The following is a 17,806-nucleotide window of genomic DNA, read 5'->3' as shown; positions in this document are numbered from 1 at the left end:
ACACGTCAATGAGCGGGCGACGCATGCGTCGCCCCTACAAGAACCGGGGCAGCTGGTGGAAACCAGCTTCCGATCTTCGTAGGGGGCCGCTCTGTGCGGACCGGTCTACCGCGGGGTATTGCCGTTGGTTCCCTTCTCGATGCGGCGCAGCTTCACCGCGAGCAGGATCATCAACGCGCCGAGAATCGCCAAGGGCGCGAGCAGATGGCGCCGGCGCGATTGGGCTTCAGCGGCGGCGGCCGCCGCGATGCGCTCAGTGCGCTGGGCCAGCTCGAAACCCGGGGCGGCGACTTCTTGCACATAGGGCGCCGAAAAACGGTGGATGCTGGTGCGCGCTTGAATGAGCAGCGCGCCGGTATTGTGGAACTCGTAGCGTGCGTCGCCGACCTCCATCCCGAGTTCCTCGGCGTGGTGCAACGTCGCATCAGCCGTCTGCATCGCATCCTTCAAGTGATCGATCGTCTGTCTCATGTCCCGAGCGGCGACGTATCCTTTCGAGTCGCTCGCGTGGCATTGGCTGCAGAGCGCGTCGTCGGTCACGCCGAGCATGGCGTCGCTGGTCCGGCGCACCTCATGATTGCTGTGACAGGTCACGCACTCGGGCAATTGCAATTGATCGAAGGCGGGCTTGTGAGGGCTCGCGATGAAGAACGTACTGTTGTTCACGTGGCACTGGCCGCAGACTTCGGCGATCGAAGTGAGCCCCGGCGGCGAGGCGCCGTGGTTGTCGTGGCAGGTGGTGCAGGTCGGCGCCGACAAATCGCGCTTGTGCAGTAACAGCTCGCCGTGCACGCTGCGGCGATAGCGCTCTTCTTGGTCCGTGGGGATGTCGTAGCCCGCCATGTAGTCTGGCTTCGAGTGGCAGTGGCCACACGTCGACGGCACGTTGGCGCGATAGACCGGTGAGTCCGCTTGCCGGCCGGCTTTGATGCCATGCACGCCGTGGCAACTGGTGCAGGTGGCGACTTTGGTGTCGCCCGCAGCGAGTCGTTTGCCGTGCACGCTGGTCCAGTAACGTTCGCGTTGATTGGTCGGCAGCGCTGGATTGTAACGCCGCATGAATTCAGCGTCGCTGTGGCAACGCCCGCACAGATTGGGCACGTCTCCCGGGGTTGGCTTGCCGCGAAAGCCACGTTCGGGGGCCATCGCGGCGAGGTCCATGTCGCTGGGATCTCCACCGTGACAGTCAGCGCACGAAAAGCCGTATTGGGCGTGCACGTCTTGCTGCATGCCCGCGACCGGGGCGCCGAGTTGCTCCGGCAATACGGCATGACAGGCCACGCACAAATCGACCTTCTCCTCCGCTCGCGCGACGCCTGCGACAACGGTGAGGAGGGCGAGGACCGTTGTGATTCGTCGCATCACCATGCCCCCTTCAGTACGGCTTCAGGTATGCGAGCGCCGTCATCGTGGCCATGTACAGCAACACCAGGACGCCGATTGCAGTGAACAGCGGACTCGATTGGCCGCGGGCCGCGCGGCGGTCGAGAAACGGAACCAACAAGAAGAACAGACCGCCGAGCCCGGACGCCGTGATGCCGACCACCTCACCATCGATTCCGAGGACGTTGCTGGGGATGTACTTGAGTGACTGCGACAGGAACGTGAAGTACCACTCGGGTCGAATGCCTGCCGGCGCCGATGCGAAGGGGTCCGCCTTTACACCCAGCTCCCATGGCATGAATGTGCACAGCGATAACAACACTCCGAGTACGCCGAGCCACAAGATCGCATCGCGAATGATGAAGCCGGGGAAGAACGGCATCCCGCGCGTTTCCGCCGTTGGCCGCAAGGGCGCGCTCATGCCAAGCCGCTGCACGAGCAACAGGTGCACGCCCAATAGACCCGTGAATAGCGCCGGCAGCAGCGCCACATGCCAGCCGAAGAAACGCGTGAGCGTGGCACCGCTCACCTCGTCACCGCCCCGCACGTAGCGCAACAATACGTGCCCGACCGCGGGAACGGAGCCGACGATATCGGTACCGACCTTGGTGGCGAAGAGCGCCAACTCGTTCCACGGGAGGAGATAACCGGAGAAGCCAAAGGCCAACGTCAGACCGAGCAGTCCAAACCCAGTCAGCCACGTCAGCTCGCGCGGTGGGCGATACGCCTTCATGAAGTAGACGCTGAAGAGGTGGACGAAGACGGTCAGCACCATCAGATTCGCCGACCAACTGTGGAGCGAGCGGATCAACCAACCGAACGGCACCTGTGCGACGATGAAGCGCACGCTCTCGAAACCGGCCTCGGGCGTGGGCTTGTAGTAGATCAGGAGCAATAGGCCGGTCGCGACCTGAACGCCGAACAGGAACAGGCTGACCCCGCCGAAGTAGTACCAGACCGACGAGCGATGATGGGGCACCGTCTTCTGGCGCAGGAAGTCGAGCGCCGCGCTGAGGCCGAGGCGTTCGTCGAACCACGCAACGAGCGGGCGTTGCGGGCTACGTCTTGAGGGTGACAATAACCTCGTCTCCCTTCACGGTGGCGTTGAACTGATCCAGTGGCCGCGGTGGCGGCCCGGCGACATTCTTTCCGCTCAGGTCAAAGTGTCCGTTGTGGCAAGCGCACCAGATGTGTTCCAAATCGGCCCGGTACTGGACCGTGCACTGGAGGTGAGTACACACCGCGCTGAACGCGCGCCATTCGCCGCTCGCCGTTTGAACCAGAATCCCCGGCCGCGATCCGAAGCGGAAGACTTTGCCCGTGTTGGGCGCGATCTCGGATACCTTGGCGGCCACCACGCTCGTGGTGGTCACTTCGCTCACCGGCGGCGGCGTGATGTAGCGCAACACCGGATAGAACACGGCGGCGGCGAATGACAACAGGCTCCCGGAGAGCAGGAGATCGAGCAGGTTGCGCCGCGAGAGCTCTCCGCGATCGAGTTCGCTATCCATCAATCGACTCCTTCGTCACCTGCGTCTCGACGCCAAGCGCTGAGTCTACGGTGCCTGGCCGGTGTGGCAGTCGGCGCACTTCATCTCCTGCCATGCCCCGCCGATGTCCTCGGGATGTTCAAAGGTCAGACCTTTCAGATCCTCCGCGAACGCCATCGCCTGCGGTTTTCCCTGTGCGGTGATCGTGTGACACGTGGCGCAGTCCTTACTGAGCACCTTGCCGTCGGCGCTCTGATGCTGGCCATCGTGGCAGCGGAAGCAACCAGAGAAGATCAGATGCCCGACGTTGTCGGGATACGCGTCCCAGCGCGCCTTCATCTGCGGGAAAACGTTGTCGCGATACAAATGCTGTAGCTCGGTGGCCGCGCCGCTTATCAGCTCACGTCGTGTTGCGAGTAGCTCGGGGTATTTTTCTCGGTAGAATTTTGCGAGCCCCTGCTCGATCCCTGTCATAGCGGCCTCGGTCGAGTCGTACGTCGCCGCTAAGAGCTCCACGCCGGTTTTCTTGATGAAGGGCAGGGTGGAATCGATGGTGCCGCCGGCAAGTGCCAGGTTAAGCGCCTGTGCCGGCGAGCGGTAGTGGTGTGCGGGCCGGTTGTGACAGTCCATGCAATCCATTCGGTGCAAGGTTGCGGCTGCGACCTCCGTATCCGCGAGCGGCTTCTCTGTGGACGTGTAGACGGTTTGGTGGCCGGTCTTCGAATCGGTAATCCGCACCCAGGGAATCTCTTGTCGTCGCTCGTCGGTGGCGATGTATTCGACTCGGTTAGAGAGGTTCATGTGCCAATGGATCCCCTCGCCTTGTCCGCCAATGCGGCTGCCGCCGCCAATTTTGACGAGGAGATTCACTTCCCAGCGCGAGTTCGACTCGTCGGGCAAGAAGTAAGTCAGTCGTCTGCCTTTCGAACTGAAGAATTGCTTCGGCCAGTGGCACTGTTCACAGGTGTCCTGCGCGGGTCGCAAGCTCGCAATCGGTGCTGGAATCGGACGCGGGTACTTGTCGAAAGCCACCGCGTAGAGTTGATGGAGGCCGGTCAGCTTCGCCTTCAGGTACCAATCGGCGCCGGGGCCGACGTGGCAATCGACGCACCGCACGCGGGCGTGCGGCGAGTGCTGGTAGGTCGTGAACTCCGGTGACATCGCCGAGTGGCAGAGCGTGCCGCAGAACGCCACCGACTCGGTGGCTTCGTAGGCTTGGAAGCTGCCAAATGCGGAGCAGAAGAGCAGGAGAATCGAGCCGCCGGAGAAAATCAGCAATGCGTTGCGCTGCGCCGCCTGGTTCAGATCGACGATCGGAAAGCGGACCACCGAGCGTCTGCCGGTGTGCCGCACGCGCCGCCATTCGAAGAACATTCCAATCGGAATGAGAACCAAGCCAAGCAACAGGAGCGCGGGGATGACGACATAGATGACGAGCCCGGCGTACGGGGCGCGCTCCGCGCCGCTCACGGCATCCAGCACCAGCAAGAAGACAAACAGCAGGACTTCGAGTGCGGCGAGCGCAGCGCCGAGATAGCTGACTCGGTTGTGAACGGATGGGGGCAATCGCATCGCCGCACACGCTCTCACGGATCCAACGCCAGGGTTTCTTTCTTGGAGCCGATGTGGTTGCGCCCGTCATCGTCCATCAGCGCTACACCGAACGGATACTGGCTGCCCGGCGTGAACTGCGTATCGTCGTCGTGGCCGGTGTTGAGCGGGCGAATCGTCAGCAGCCGATACTGCGTTCGATCGGTGTTGGTGATCAGGTTGACGCTCACGTCTGATTGCGTTCGCACGTCCGCGACGCTGCCACTGGGAGGAGTGAGGAAGTACCCCGGCACGCCGGCGAAGCCGCGGACTCGCGCCAGCACATCGGTCTGCTGTTGCGCGCTCAGGCTGTTGAAGATGCTTGCGCCTGGATGCGCCGGAGCGGCGCTGTCGGCGTACAGTTCAGCGGGTGGGATGCGCGTGATGGCGATGTCGGTGAAGGCCGGCCCAATCCCGCCTTCGCCCTTGCTGCCGTGACACAGCGCGCAGTTCGCCTGGTACACCACATCCCCCGCGGCGGCATCGCCCGTGAACGGCCGGCGATGACCTTCGAGGATGAAGTAGGCGGGATCGAGGGCGATCATTTGGCCGTCCCAGCGCGTGAGCGCTTGCGTGGTACCGTCCCATTCGGTCGCCGGCCCGGAACGGTTGTTGTCCGCTGCGGCACCGTTGCGGTTCTCGATCGGCGTACCGGCATCATCCGCGAGACCCTGGTCGGCGGTGGATAGCTGATCGTCCACGTACCCCAAGGGCTCGGAGCGCGCGGTCTTCCAGTGCCACATGTCCACCGCGCCTGATGCCGGACGCATATCAGGTCCGCCTACCGCGGCGGTGTTGTGGCAGGAGGCGGCACAACCAACCTGCGCGAAGGTGCCGAACTCGCTTTGCGCCGGCGTGATCTCGAAGGCGAACGCGATGCGGTCTTCGTTCTTCTGCGACGTCCATCCGATCGCCGACTCACTTGGCTTGAGCGGGTCGCCGGGGCCGTTGAACAACCAGCGCCGCCGATCGACGTTGAAGGTCGCATCGTTCCATTGCGCCAAGATGTAGATCGTGGTGCCGTCATGCACGGCTCGCAGATCAAGGCCGGCCGGGTCTCCGCCATTGAACTCGCTCACGCCGTTGTAGGTCTGAGTCATGTTGAGCTGACCGTCGCCATAGAGCAGTTGCGTCGAAACGTTTTCGAGATTCGGGCGCAAGGGGGGCACGCCGTCCCAGAGCGGGTCGTCGATGCCAGACGGCGCTGCGCTGACACGCACCGCCCGCAAGACGATCGGCGTGTTGCTTGCGGTTGGGCTCGGCGTGGCGCTGGGTGTCGGCGTGGTGGTCGCGGTTGGCGTGTTGGTCGGTGTCGGGCTCGGTCCGGTCGGTGTTGCGCTCGGAGTCGGACTGGGGCCGGTCGGCGTCGGACTCGCGGTTTCAGTGGGCGTGGGCGATTCAGTGAAACTCGGTGTCACGGTCGGGGTCTCGGTTGCAGTGCTCGTCGGTGTGAAGGTTCTGGTACGCGTCGCTGTGCGCGTAGTGGTCGGCGTTTGCGTCGCAGGAGCCAATGGAGTCGCGAAGCCGCTGGCGTGGGTGTGGCAGGTGATGCAGGGCAGGGTGAAGTGCGGCTGGTCGATGCCGTCCGCGCGGTAGAAGCGTGTCGTCGTGTGGCAGATTTCGCATACGCCGCTGCCTGGGTTGCTCGCACTGGCAAAGCCCCCGTTGCCTACTCCGTTTTCGCTTGTGAACGTGACCGGCCGAATAGGGCCCGTCGTTGTCTGAATCAATTCGCGGATGAGCTTGATGTTGTCGCTGCCATGCGGCGCGTGACAGACCTGGCACTGCTGCGCCGTCCCCGCCGCGGGGTCGTGATGCGTGTGTTCGACGCTGTGACAATCGGCACAGGCGGGGATGCTGCGATGGCCCGGACCGAATTCGCCGGGTTCGAGATTCGCGTGGCAGGTTTCACATTTGAGGTTGAGACTCTCGTGGCCGCCGGTGCCGGCCATGTGATCCGCCAACGCAACGTGACAGAGCGCGCATTGGCCGTACGCCGCGGCACCCGCTGACGGTCCCCCACTGTACTGCGGCGCGCCGACATCGCCGCAGCCGACGGCGAGCAACGCGCACAGTGCGGCGGCGATCGTGAATGGTCGAACGCTCATTTCGAATACTCGTGGCAATGACGGCAGAGACTGCCGTCGTCCACCGGCAAGCGCAGCCGCTGCGTCCCCTGGCTGGTGAACTTCGCGTCGACACGGGATTCGCCGCGCGCTGCGGCGGCCGCCTCCCAACGCTTGGTGATCGAGCCGCGAACCGACTCTGGCAGACCACTCGGCGCCGGCACCCAGGCGCTGGGTACGGTTGTTTCCTGGCTGATCGCCGGATCGTGGAAGACGTGGCACGTGCCGCAGTAGATCCGCCCGTCCTCGGTGAGCGGCAATGCGGTCTCACCTTCCTTCGGTGCGGGTACCCGCTTGGCGACCGCGGCCGCATCGGCTCGCAAGTGTTCGTTGGCGCCGCTGTGCACGGTGATCGGATGGCAGAGCGTACAGGTCTCGACCTTCGAACGCTGCAGCGACAGGTCTTCGTTGTGACAGAGGCTGCACTTTTCCATCTCGGCCTGGCCATCGGGCCCAATCATGTGATGCGGGCTCGCCGCATCCTCGCCGGCGCCGGCGACCGCCGCGACGCTCAACGAACAGAGAAGCCACAACACGCCGATGCGCATCACTGATTCACTCCGTTGTTGCCGTGACACATGACGCAGCTCGATTCGAGCTGGCTGCTGACGATGGCTTGGATCTCCGACAGGTTGAGGCAATCCTGCGTGATCGTCGCGCTGCACGTCGGCAACCCGGTGCGGTTGACGGTGTGAATGTCCATGATGTTGTGGCAGGCAAAGCAGTCGGGGCGCCCCCAGCCCGTCGGATGCTCTTCCTGAACCACGACGAGACCGGCCGGCGAGTCGAGCAGGTTGCCGTAGTTCTCGCCTTGCATAGCGCCAGAGTTTCCGCAGCCGGTGATCGCCGCGGCGGTGAGCGCGACCAGCCATGGCTGGACCACCCGAGGTTGCCGCTGATTCAAATGCAAAGACTCTCGTATGCGGAGTAGCCCCTCGATACACCGCCCTTCGATACGAAGCCTTCGGCTTCTACTCAGTGCGGCTACTCGGGGAAGCGGTTTGCTTGTCACGCGATTGCAAAACCCGTTTGCCCGAGTAGTTCGCGGAGCGAACGCATCGAGGGCCTCTGTTGTGCCAAGCTGCCGCGAAGGAACTAGCCAATGTCTGAGTTGAGCCCAATTCATGACTGTCCCCGCTCGTGGCAGCGGATGCAGAAATCCTCGCGATGGCAACTGCTGCAGCGCATCGGATTGGCGGTGGCCTCGATGCCGTGGAAAGAACGGAAATTCCGATCGTGCATGCGCATCTGAATGGTGTCGCGGCGCTCGTGGCAATCGATGCACTCGGCTTGTCGGTGACAGGTTTCGCACGGCGCCGAGTTCACCTGTGCGGCCCGTCCATGCACGCGCTCCCAGGCCACATCGTGATCGGCGGGCCGGAGCGCCGCCAGGTTTTGATGACAGCTGGTGCACGTGTCAGGGGCGGCCGGGTTCCGCGTCTCGCTCGGGCCATGGCAGAAATGGCATGCGCCGCTGCCAGGGTACTGCGCGTGCGCCGACAACTCGCGGGCGAGCGGCTCACTGCCACTGTCGACCAGCGCATCGAAGCGATGGCAGTCGGCACAGGTCACCTGCGCCTTGGTTAGCGCTTTAGTGTGGCGAGCGTGATCGAACTTGTTGCGCGCGTCGGCCGTGGACGGAGCGGCCGGGCTGGCGCGCTTCTGCAGCAACCGATTCGATGGCAAATATTGCCGGCAAGCCGCCACGAAGAATCCGGCCGCGAGCGGCGCTAGCAGGCAAACCGTCAGACGCCGCGTCACGAGGCCGCTCCTTTCTGCTCCCCGCGCTTCAGACTGTGGCGGAAGTTGTAGGTGATGAAGAATCCGAAGCGGAACTCCTCGGCGAAGCGGTTGTTGTGGATGCCTTCGAAGTTCACCTCGCTCGTGAGGCCGGGCAGGATGACGAAGCCGACGCCGAGTAGTCCGCTGAGCGCCGTCCCTGACTGATTGCGCTCCTTGTCGTAGCCCGTCGCGTCGAACATCGATCGCAACCAGAGGTCTTGGTACACGCGGCTTTGGTAGGAGATCTTGCCGCCGTTGACGTTACCCGCATCGCTGCTGATGACATAGTACTGGACGCGCACGGTTTCGAGCCCATCGCCACCGGGGAGCCATACCAGGCCGGAGCTGGCGATGTGCGAGTTCTCGATTTGCGTGCTCTCGATGTGATCGTAGTGTTGGAACGAGTAGTCGACGAAGTGCGACAGCGTCGCGGTGAGCGTGTGCGAGATCCCGGCACGCCACTGGGTGAGGGCGCTGGCCGCGAACACCTCGAAGAGCGCGTCTTCGCGTCGGTTGAGGTTGCTGTTCGGCACGGTGTGCTCGTGGTCCTGCGGCTTGTAGTACGTGCCCTCGACGTTGAACTTGAGACGCGGCGTCCAGAAGACATCGAAACCGCCCGTGCCCTCGTCGAAGTTCCAATGATCGACATCGTAGGCCATCGATCCGTAGAACCTGGGCACGCCGGGCAACTCGGTGAAGACGCGGCTGGCCGTGCTGGTGACGAGGTGACGCAACACGTGATCTTCGCGCGCCTGCCCGAAGTACCCAAGCGACAACTGCGTGCTCTTCCACTGCGCGACGCGGACGCTGCCCCCCCAGATCGCTTCTTCTTGTGAAATGATGTTGGTGGAGTAAGTCGGCTCGAAGTAGCGCGGCGCACCGCCAAACAGCGTGAAAGACACCGGCCAGCCGCGGTCGATGCGCACCTTGCCGGCGTCGGCAACGTACACTCCGGTTGGCCCCTCGCTCAAGAACTGGCGCCCGACGGTCATGTCGATACCGGGGATCGCGCCCGGCACGCGCAGCGCGCCTTCGTAGAAATCAGAAGCGCCCTGATCGATGCCGAAGTCTTGCTCCAGCCGGGCGAACGAATCGAATCGAGTGCCGTGACGCAAGCCGGTCACGCTGAGGTTGCTGTAGAGATCGACCGGCACCTCGGTGCGACGGGTCTGGTCGCCATCACGAACTTGTCCGAGCAAGGCGAGATTGCCGGATAGTTCCTGCGCGCGCACGGACCCCGCCAAGAGCAGCGTAGCGGTGTACACACACAGGAGAGCAGTCCACGATCGACTCCGCGACACGCAATCCCCCCTCACGTCCTCGCTGAACGTGCCTCGATCAGATTGGCGGTACCTCCACTTCCAGCGCGTCTTCGAGTGCGGCTTTGGCGGCCGAGAGCGATCCGAAGGTGAACGAAGGATTGTGGACCCCCTTGCTGTTGTCGCCGTGGATGAGGAAGTAGTTCCAGCCGGCTCGAACCAGCACGTTGTCCGCGGGGATCACCTTGGTCGTTCCATCGGTCGTGAAGTCACCGAGCTGCACCGCGGCTTGCGTGAGGCTGAGTGTGTGTGAAGTCTGCCCCGGTGGGCTGTAGGTGAAGTTCACGAGACTCTTGAACTTCACGACGAACCCCTGCTGCCCGTGCGGCTCAGTCGGTTCGACGACCGCGTCGACGTTGCTGGCCGCAACCTGTACTTTTCCGCTCTTCAGATCGTAGGTGACGCCGTTGAGCGTGTGCGGCGTGTAATCCTGAATGAAGATCGTCCCTGCCGCTGTGATCTTCGCCAGCAGGTACTTCGACATAGTGGCGGCCAAGGCCTTGATCTCCAGCTCCGCGCTCTCCTGTAGCGTGCCACCATCGAAGACACCGTGGCACTGCACGCAGATCGTCAAGCTCGGCGTGAAGGTGTGATTCGTGCCCGCGCCGCTGAAGCTGAACTCCGCCGGCGGTGGAGTGAGCTCCATGTGGCAGGTCGTGCAGGTGTCCTTGATGAAGGAGTGTGGTGAACGGACACCGATGGGCACGAAGTAGGCGTTCTGTCCCATGAGGACGTCGCCTTGCGCTGGCGTGTGTGGGGCCGTGTAGTTCGTCGGTTTGCCGACCTCGTCGTTGTGCGCACCATTACGCGTGTTGTGGCAGGTGATGCAAATGGCGCCGCGGCCGACACCCAAGGCGGCAAAGCCAGCCGGTAGCAGCGAGGTGTTATCCATGATGCGAACCGTCGCGTTGTTCGGCTTGCCCGAGGTCGTGCCTTCCGCGTGCGGATCGTGGCAGGTCGTGCAGGTCTGCGGATGGACGGTGTTCTCCGTCAGCCCCAGCGCGGTGAGCTCGGGCACGGTGGCATTGCCGTTGGCGCCTTGAATCACTTTGGTCAGGTCTCCCTGATCGATCCACTCGAGGAATCCCTGCGCCGAATGGCAACGCCCGCAGTGGCCCGCGGTGGCGCCGCGGTTTTCGACCGTCGCTTCATCGAGCGCGAGCGAATAGTTCGAGTGGCCACTATCCTGCCATTGCTGGAAGCGGGCGTGTCGCGCGGGTTCGCCGTGACAGACCGCGCACACATCGGCGGACAGGCTCACGCGCGCCGCATCCACTTGGCCGTTGAAGTGCAACGTTGTCCCGTTCGGTCCGTGGCAGTTCTCGCACTGGACGTTGGCGAGCTTGGCCACATCGGGGATGGTGGCCAACAACTTCGTCCAGTTGCCCGGCTTACTCACAAAGTCGGTGCCGTTGGAAGTGAACTGAGTGAGGAAGTTCGGGTAACCCAGCGCGTCGTCGATTCCACCGTTGGTGGCATTGGGATTCCAGCCGACGGAGTGGCAGGTCAGACAGTCGGTGGTGTAGTGCCCCGGTGTGTTGAAGTTGTTGGTGAAGATCTCCGCGTGTCCGGAATGCGCCCACTCGGGGAATATGTCGGGCGCGATGCCGCCGGCCTTGTGGCACACAGTGCACGCGTCCGCGAGTGGACGGCCGTCGGCGTCTTGGCCGGTGATCGCGCCTTGCCATTTGCCCGCACTGATTTGGAGCGTAACCGGCGCCGCTGGACTCATTGCCTTGTCTGTTACCTGCACGGTGAAGACACCGGCAACGTCCGGCGTGAAGTACGGATTGCGCGACGCGGGATCGGCCAAGGTCGCGCTAGAACCCGCAGGCGGTGCCAAGTTCCAATCGTAGATCGCGTCCGTGCCGAGATTCTTTCCATTCAACAATACCGGCACTCCGATCGGTACGTTCAGAAGCCCTGGATTGGGCTCCCAGAGCAGTACGGTGTGAATCTGCGTTTGCTGTTTGTACGTACCCGACGAGGTGGTCACGGTCGCGGTCAACGTGATCAGCCCGCCCTCATCCACTTGGAAGGGGTTGAGACCTTGCACCACGAACCGATCGAGTTGGGCTTGGCCGACGATCCGGAGCAACTCGTCCTTGAACGTACCGTTGCCGGGTACCTCCACCGTTGTAGTGGCGGCGGTTGGTGTGCCGAGGGTCACGGTGACGCCGTTGTTTTGCGACCACGCGATCGTCTGCACGGTCGATCCATCAAGCGGCGTCACGGTCACTGAAGCCGTCAGTGTGCTGCCCGGCCGTGCTTGCCCCTGCATCGAAGTGTTCAGCACCACCGGCGCGGTCGGAACCAGTACCACGTCAACCGTCGCGCTCGTACCCGCGACCACGGAAACCGTTGTTGTCTTTGACGTGTAGTTCGTCTTGGTGACGGTGATTGTGTATGCGCCGATCGGCAACTGCACTGAGTAGCTGCCGTCATCTCCGGTCGAGATGTTGGCACCGGAGACGGCCGGGCTGAACGTCACCGATGCACCGGCGACGCCACCGTGAGTGAGACTATTGGTGATCCGACCGCTGACGGTGCCTTGGCTCGTCCCCGGCGGACCTTGCTCACCCGGAGGACCCTGGGTGCCCGGTGTCCCTGGAGGACCTTGTGGACCAGGTGAGCCCTGCGGACCAGGCGAGCCTTGTGGCCCAGGTTCTCCTTGTGGACCGGGTGAGCCCTGCGGTCCTGGTGAACCTTGCGCGCCTGGTGAACCCGGAGGTCCTTGTGGTCCCGGCGAACCTTGTGCTCCTGGTGAACCTTGTGGTCCTGGTGAACCTTGCGGCCCCGGCGTTCCGGGAGCGCCTTGCTGCCCTGGCTGACCTTGTTGTCCCGTAGCACCAGTTGCCCCATCGTCGCCCTTGCACCCGCTGAGCGTGACGACCGCATACAGGCTGCAGGTAGCGATGAGGAGGTTCACACCCCAGTACCGATGGACGTTCATGTTCGCGTCTCGCTTTCTTCGGCTACTTCAGTGTCAGCATGTAGGCGACCACGGCGTTCCACTCAGCGTCCGACAGCGTGAGCTTGGGCATCTTCGATTCCGGAATCTTCGACTTCGGATCTTTGAAATAGGCACGCAGCCACGCTTCGTCGCGCTTGGTTCCGACGCTGTCGAGCGGGCCACCCATCTTCACCATCGGGCCGGCGACGCCGGCGATGCTGTGGCAGGCCTGGCACTTCTTGGTGTAGACCTCGGGCGCGTCAGCAGCCCAACTGGTTCCCATGCCAATCAGTCCGACGGTGATTGCGGCGAGTGTGTGTCTCATGCTCCCCTCCTTCTCCAATTTACGGTGTCTCGGCCGCTGTCGCGCGCAGCTCGAAGTCGACCGCGACGCTACCGCCGGCTTCTACCGTCACCTCGCGATCGCTATTGCCCAACATCTCGTGCCAGACGCGAAGTGTGTACTTGCCCGGCGGGATGTCGGTGATGCGAAACTGCCCGGCGCCATCGGTCACCGCATGGTACGGATTGTCGGCCACGAAAATGTACGCATGCATCCACGTGTGGCGGACGTTGCAGTTGATGTGCACGAGACCGGCATCGACGAGCGACCGGGTCGCCGTGCGGCCCTTCGGAATCGCCACGTTGAACAGCGTGCGTGAGCCCAAGAACGCGTGCGCGTCGTGCAGAAACGGATCGCTATTGTGAATCTCCAACTTTTGGCCGAGGCTCGCGCTCACGACGTGCGGGACGAAGGCACACTTTTCGTTGTCGAGCTTCACCGGCTGCTCGTAGGCGATCGGCTTGCCGGACTTGATCCCTTCGAGCGAAACGACCGCGAATCGCACCGCCCCGTTTGGTCCGGTGACCAGTCGTTCGTCCGTGATCGTGGTGCCGCAGGTGTCGAATTGTTTGAAGACCGGTTGCGGCGGTAGTGCGGGGATTTCCCCTATCACGCGCACCTGCCCGGTGATTGTACCGCCGTGCTCGACCGGCCCCTCGTCGTACCCGGTCGCCATGGCTGGTGCGGTGGCTAGAAGACAACCGAGTAGCAGTGCACGTGCGGTTCTCCGTATCGGCGGACTTTGCACAAGAGACCCAGGCAATCGGTCCGTCATACCGGCGAAGGCCGGTATCCAGGCGTGGGCGTGAGGCTCGATCCTGGATTCCGGCTTTCGCCGGAATGACGAGCGGAGATATCGCTCGACTTTTGTGCAAAGCCGCATAGGGCTGTCCTCCTCGCGTCGTCACTCCGGGGCGCGGCGCGTCACAAACACTGGACACGGCGCGTGTCGCACGATCTTCTCAACCACGCTGCCCATCATGAGGTGGGCGAGTGCCGAACGACCGTGCGTCGCCATGACGATCACATCGGGCTGGATGCGCTTCGCGGCCTCGATCAGTTTGTCGGCTGGATCCCCCTGCAGCACGAGGCATTCGTGCGCACAGTTTGCCGGCAGAGATTGGGTTGCGGCGCGCTCGAGCATCGCCGCGGCCTTGGTCTGGGCATGTTCGACCATGACCCAGTACGCCACCTCCTGCGGCTCGTAGAGCGGATCGGCGGGGTTTGCGATCACGTGAACCAGATGAACGGTGCCATTCGATACCTGGGCGAACCACGCCGCATAAGCCGCCGCCGCTTCGCCGTGGATGGAGAAGTCGACCGGTAAAAGAATGCGGCTAAACCCGATGGCTGTCACACTCCCCGCCTCATACGCACAAACTTCATCCCAAATTCGTTGCCAAGCCTGCGACAGCGCAAATGTTGGGTTGCCGCCCTCTCGACTCGGGGACGCTTCCCATTCGCATGAACAATAGGGGTTGTTCAAGTCCCACGAATCAGAATGGTCGGATGTGATCGTTGCGCCCGACAACCGGTGGCGGGCGGTACGGAACTTGAAATGCCGCGGATCAAGCAGCGATCAGTTGCGATCGTGTTCGGCGGCCGCTGGGGCGAGTTGCAGACCCCACGCGAGGATGAGGCCGAGCGTGAACCCCAGCGCGATGTTGTCCAAGCCGAGGCACGCACCGGTGGTCAGCAGCATCGTGAAGGCATCGTTGCGTGTGACTTGATCGCGCGTCACCAACGCCAGCTCGAGACCGCTGAAGGCCAGCATGACGCCGAGCACGCTGGCCGGGAACACTTGGCAGAGCGCCATCAGCGAGGTGCCGAACAGTACGGCGACGATCAGCTTGACGCCGCCGAGAAACAAAATCGCGCCGTTGGTGCGCGCGCCGAAGCGGTACTGGCCAGCCAAACCGCCGGCCCCGTGGCACAGCGGCATGCCGCCGAATCCCATCGACGCCAGATTCATCAGCCCGACCGAGATGGCCACCGCGCGCGGGGTGGCTCGGCGCGCAGGAAATAAATCCGCCGACAACGCGCACACCGCGATCACCGAGTTCAAAGTCGTGAGCGGAATCTGTGGCATTGCGGCAGGCAGAAACGCGCGCACGAAGTCCGCCCACTGCGGCGGGGACCACGAGGGTAGGGCGAGATGAATCCCGATCGACTCAACCACTGCCGGCGCGCGCCATACCGCGAGCATCAGCCCGCCGAGGAACAACAGCAGCGCCGCGGGAACCCGCGACGAGAAGAAGAACGCCAGCACGATGATCGCCGCGCCCGCGCCGGTGATGTAGCTGTCGGCACCAAGCCACAGGTTGGTGTGCGCGATCATTTGCAAACCCTTCATCACCAGCGACAAGCCCAGCGCCAGTTGCAGGCCACGCACCACCGGCTTGGGAATCGCTCGGTTGAGCCAATCGATCCATCCGGTGAGGCCGAGCACCAACACCACCGCACTGACCGTCGCGCCGGCTGCCACGATCTGTGGCGCGCTCAGCCCTTCGGTGATCGCCACCGCCGCGATCGCCTTCATCGGCTGCACCGCCATCGGGATCGCGAACGTGAGCCCGGTGAGGATGTTGAACAGCCCCGCGAAGAACAGCGCGGTGGCAAAGTTGAGCCCGTTCTGCGCCGCCATGCCGACGAGCAGCGGCAGGAACGTCCCGAGATCGCCGAGCGATCCCGCGATCTCGTGGCGATTCAACCGAGCGCACGCCAGCGTGCGACGGATGTGGGCTACTGCGGGTCGTGGGTAGTGTGAGCCCTTCACGCAGAGGCCATTGCGGAGCGGCAGTCCCGAACCATGGCGTCATCATATGGTCGAGGGCGCCGAGAAACTCAACGAGGAGCGGATGCGTCTCGCACCGCCGTTCCACCTTTATCCAGACTTCAAGGGCGGGCCCCGCGCCGTGACGGTGGAGCGCTCCGGAAGACCCGGTGCCGCGGCCGACCCATATTGCCAGCGCGATCTGCTAGGGAGAAAGTCTCTCTCTCTCTCCATTCTCGGGGATCGAGGCGAGGCTCACTGCGGCGGAAGCGATTCGATGGCCCCGATGGCACTTTTCCGAGGAAGCCTATTCGCAACCGTGGCCGAAGCCCGCGCCTCCTTGGCTGTCGGTTACTTGGATGTCCAAGCAGCATTCGTGGATGGTGCTGGGAACTTGAAATCCCGGTGCCGGGATAGACGCCCCGCCTCCGCTTAGCGAACCAGAGGCGTTGGTCAAATGTGGATAGTACAAGAGGATGGTTCCGTCGGAGAACTCCGTACCGCACTCGATGGTCCATTGGTAGGCGACGAGGTCATTCTGCGGATCGGTGGCCACAGCACCTGCAGGTAGGTTCATGACAACGATCGGTGAGGAGTTCATCCATGTCCGGCTAGCGGCAACGGCTCCACTCTCGTCGCCCAGCTTGCCTTGAAAGACGACCGTGTAGTCACTGACGGTCGGATCGGGGGCAAAGGCAAACTCGAATGGGCTCTCACTATGTGCCGCCACCGGAATCATTTGGGGTAGCCCCACTGGTTGACGGTTACCGGCTGCGTCATCCCAGTACATCTGGAACGACCCGTTCATCGGTTCGGCAGTGGAGTTGCGGACAAAGAACGGTCCTCGGTCACTACCATCGAGCGAATAGATCGAGAAGGCGCCGCGGAAGAAGTAGTTGATCATGCCGGCGCTGTAGCCGACCGCGCGCGGGATGAGCAGGGCAAGTGCGTCATCGAAGTTGTAGCGATTCAGCGTGAACGTGAGCTGCTGATTGGCCGCCTGCAGATCCGGATCGAAGATCGAGTAGGTGCTCGTTCTGGCCTGCTGCCTCTGACCGGTGTAGGCGTCGTGGACCTCCGTCTCTATGAAATCGATGTCACCGGTTACGTTCGATGATAGAGATCCCCCATATAGTGCCGGCGGAAGACTTCGGATGCTCTCTGTGATGACCGTCGCGCTCTGACCACTGGGATCGGGAAACCCCGGGTGGGGGAGAATATCGTAGGGCTGAAGAAAGGAAGGCGGGATGGTGCTGCCCGCGCACGAGACGGATGGGTTGGCCGCACAAAAGTTGGTGTCAGCGCTGACGAAGCCGCGGTTCGAGTAGTCGGCCATCCCTTTGCCGCCGACCCGATGCCAGAAGTCGAGCGGGAGGGTGAACGTGCTCGTGTCGGCATCGCGATACGCTGGCTCGTAGCCCGCATACGGTAACCCTACTGATGTGGCCCGAGCGTCAGCGTACTGTTCATAGAACCGGAGGGTCGCGCGCGCCGGGTTGAACCTGCTTGCTACCCATGCCAGCAGGTGGGTGTCGTTGCGGGTGTGCTGGGGCTGCGCCATGTCCTGAATGAGATGAATGACGTGACCGAGCGCGTAGAAGGTTTGTGCCCAGTAGTGCTCGCGGCCGGTTGGGCCCGTCGGCTGTTGAGTGGTGAGCGCGTCGTAGAAGTAGCCGCGCGCATCCTTGAAGGAGTAGTCCTGCCCCGAGATGTTTTTGCCGAATTCGATGCCCCAGTAGGAGGCTGGCTTACCGCTTGCAAGGCCGCTGTTGGTGAGGGGATTGAAGAAGTGATTCCGAACGCGGATCGGTTGCTGCGATGCAACATTGTAGTCATCCTCGTCTCTCGCGCCTTGGCGAAGCCAGCCCTTGGCGGATCCGTCATTGTCCCTGGTATTGCTCAAGCTTGCCTCGAAGCGATCGTTGAGAGCGTCCATGCCCAGCTGACTTAGATAGTCCGAATGGGCCGGATTCAGTGCGGATGCATCGAACGACTTGGCACTTGCCTGACTGTGCGTCTCGAGTTCGTACCCATACGCGACGCCCCT

Annotated in this window: 14 protein-coding genes and 1 pseudogene; all 15 read right to left on the bottom strand. The window is 63.1% G+C overall.

What is annotated here, in order from left to right; translation table 11 throughout:
• Window positions 1–105 precede the first annotated feature (105 nt).
• Window positions 106–1,362 carry a cytochrome c3 family protein gene (locus HYR72_07770; protein MBI1814858.1) on the bottom strand — a complete coding sequence of 419 codons (1,257 nt, stop codon included), beginning with the start codon at window positions 1,360–1,362 and terminating at the stop codon, window positions 106–108.
• A 13-nt stretch (window positions 1,363–1,375) separates the two neighbouring features.
• Window positions 1,376–2,461 carry a cytochrome b N-terminal domain-containing protein gene (locus HYR72_07765; protein ID MBI1814857.1) on the bottom strand — a complete coding sequence of 362 codons (1,086 nt, stop codon included), beginning with the start codon at window positions 2,459–2,461 and terminating at the stop codon, window positions 1,376–1,378.
• Window positions 2,442–2,894, bottom strand: a complete 453-nt coding sequence (locus tag HYR72_07760) for a Rieske (2Fe-2S) protein (GenBank protein MBI1814856.1) — start codon at window positions 2,892–2,894, stop codon at window positions 2,442–2,444. The genes HYR72_07765 and HYR72_07760 overlap by 20 nt, the downstream gene beginning before the upstream one ends.
• A gap of 45 nt (window positions 2,895–2,939) precedes the next feature.
• Window positions 2,940–4,439 (bottom strand): NapC/NirT family cytochrome c, encoded by a 1,500-nt coding sequence (locus HYR72_07755; protein ID MBI1814855.1) that lies wholly within the window; start codon window positions 4,437–4,439, stop codon window positions 2,940–2,942.
• A gap of 20 nt (window positions 4,440–4,459) precedes the next feature.
• The gene (locus HYR72_07750; protein MBI1814854.1) at window positions 4,460–6,571 is read right to left on the bottom strand and encodes a hypothetical protein; all 2,112 of its coding nucleotides are present in this window, start codon (window positions 6,569–6,571) and stop codon (window positions 4,460–4,462) included.
• Window positions 6,568–7,140 carry a hypothetical protein gene (locus HYR72_07745; GenBank protein ID MBI1814853.1) on the bottom strand — a complete coding sequence of 191 codons (573 nt, stop codon included), beginning with the start codon at window positions 7,138–7,140 and terminating at the stop codon, window positions 6,568–6,570. The genes HYR72_07750 and HYR72_07745 overlap by 4 nt, the downstream gene beginning before the upstream one ends.
• On the bottom strand, window positions 7,137–7,472 hold the full coding sequence (locus tag HYR72_07740) for a hypothetical protein (protein MBI1814852.1): 336 nt from the start codon (window positions 7,470–7,472) through the stop codon (window positions 7,137–7,139). The genes HYR72_07745 and HYR72_07740 overlap by 4 nt, the downstream gene beginning before the upstream one ends.
• 239 nt (window positions 7,473–7,711) lie before the next feature.
• Window positions 7,712–8,350: a hypothetical protein gene (locus tag HYR72_07735; protein MBI1814851.1), complete on the bottom strand. Its 639-nt coding sequence runs from the start codon at window positions 8,348–8,350 to the stop codon at window positions 7,712–7,714.
• The gene (locus tag HYR72_07730) at window positions 8,347–9,672 is read right to left on the bottom strand and encodes a hypothetical protein (GenBank protein ID MBI1814850.1); all 1,326 of its coding nucleotides are present in this window, start codon (window positions 9,670–9,672) and stop codon (window positions 8,347–8,349) included. Before HYR72_07730 ends, HYR72_07735 begins: the two co-directional genes overlap by 4 nt.
• Before the next feature lie 37 nt (window positions 9,673–9,709).
• Window positions 9,710–12,643 carry a hypothetical protein gene (locus tag HYR72_07725; protein ID MBI1814849.1) on the bottom strand — a complete coding sequence of 978 codons (2,934 nt, stop codon included), beginning with the start codon at window positions 12,641–12,643 and terminating at the stop codon, window positions 9,710–9,712.
• 22 nt (window positions 12,644–12,665) lie between these two features.
• Window positions 12,666–12,968, bottom strand: a complete 303-nt coding sequence (locus HYR72_07720) for a c-type cytochrome (GenBank protein MBI1814848.1) — start codon at window positions 12,966–12,968, stop codon at window positions 12,666–12,668.
• A 19-nt stretch (window positions 12,969–12,987) separates the two neighbouring features.
• Entirely contained in the window at window positions 12,988–13,662 is a 675-nt protein-coding gene (locus HYR72_07715) for a carboxypeptidase regulatory-like domain-containing protein (GenBank protein ID MBI1814847.1), read from the bottom strand.
• 228 nt (window positions 13,663–13,890) lie between these two features.
• Window positions 13,891–14,343, bottom strand: a complete 453-nt coding sequence (locus HYR72_07710) for a universal stress protein (GenBank protein ID MBI1814846.1) — start codon at window positions 14,341–14,343, stop codon at window positions 13,891–13,893.
• A 222-nt stretch (window positions 14,344–14,565) separates the two neighbouring features.
• A pseudogene (locus HYR72_07705) lies at window positions 14,566–15,702 on the bottom strand (sulfate transporter).
• A 364-nt stretch (window positions 15,703–16,066) separates the two neighbouring features.
• Complete coding sequence (locus HYR72_07700; GenBank protein MBI1814845.1) at window positions 16,067–17,695, bottom strand: hypothetical protein; 1,629 nt, start codon at window positions 17,693–17,695, stop codon at window positions 16,067–16,069.
• Window positions 17,696–17,806 lie beyond the last annotated feature (111 nt).

It is taken from the genome of Deltaproteobacteria bacterium, assembly GCA_016178705.1.
Lineage (GTDB): Bacteria > Desulfobacterota > Binatia > HRBIN30 > JACQVA1 > JACOST01.
The sequence above is the reverse complement of the archived record's forward strand: the minus strand, read 5'-3'. Positions and strand labels throughout refer to the sequence as shown.

Coding starts and splice junctions, on each gene's coding strand:
- HYR72_07770 (MBI1814858.1), bottom strand. CDS start 1,362: ATGCGACGAATCACAACGGTCCTCGCCCTCCTCACCGTTGTCGCAGGC.
- HYR72_07760 (MBI1814856.1), bottom strand. CDS start 2,894: ATGGATAGCGAACTCGATCGCGGAGAGCTCTCGCGGCGCAACCTGCTC.
- HYR72_07750 (MBI1814854.1), bottom strand. CDS start 6,571: ATGAGCGTTCGACCATTCACGATCGCCGCCGCACTGTGCGCGTTGCTC.
- HYR72_07725 (MBI1814849.1), bottom strand. CDS start 12,643: ATGAACGTCCATCGGTACTGGGGTGTGAACCTCCTCATCGCTACCTGC.
- HYR72_07720 (MBI1814848.1), bottom strand. CDS start 12,968: ATGAGACACACACTCGCCGCAATCACCGTCGGACTGATTGGCATGGGA.
- HYR72_07715 (MBI1814847.1), bottom strand. CDS start 13,662: ATGGCGACCGGGTACGACGAGGGGCCGGTCGAGCACGGCGGTACAATC.
- HYR72_07700 (MBI1814845.1), bottom strand. CDS start 17,695: ATGGACGCTCTCAACGATCGCTTCGAGGCAAGCTTGAGCAATACCAGG.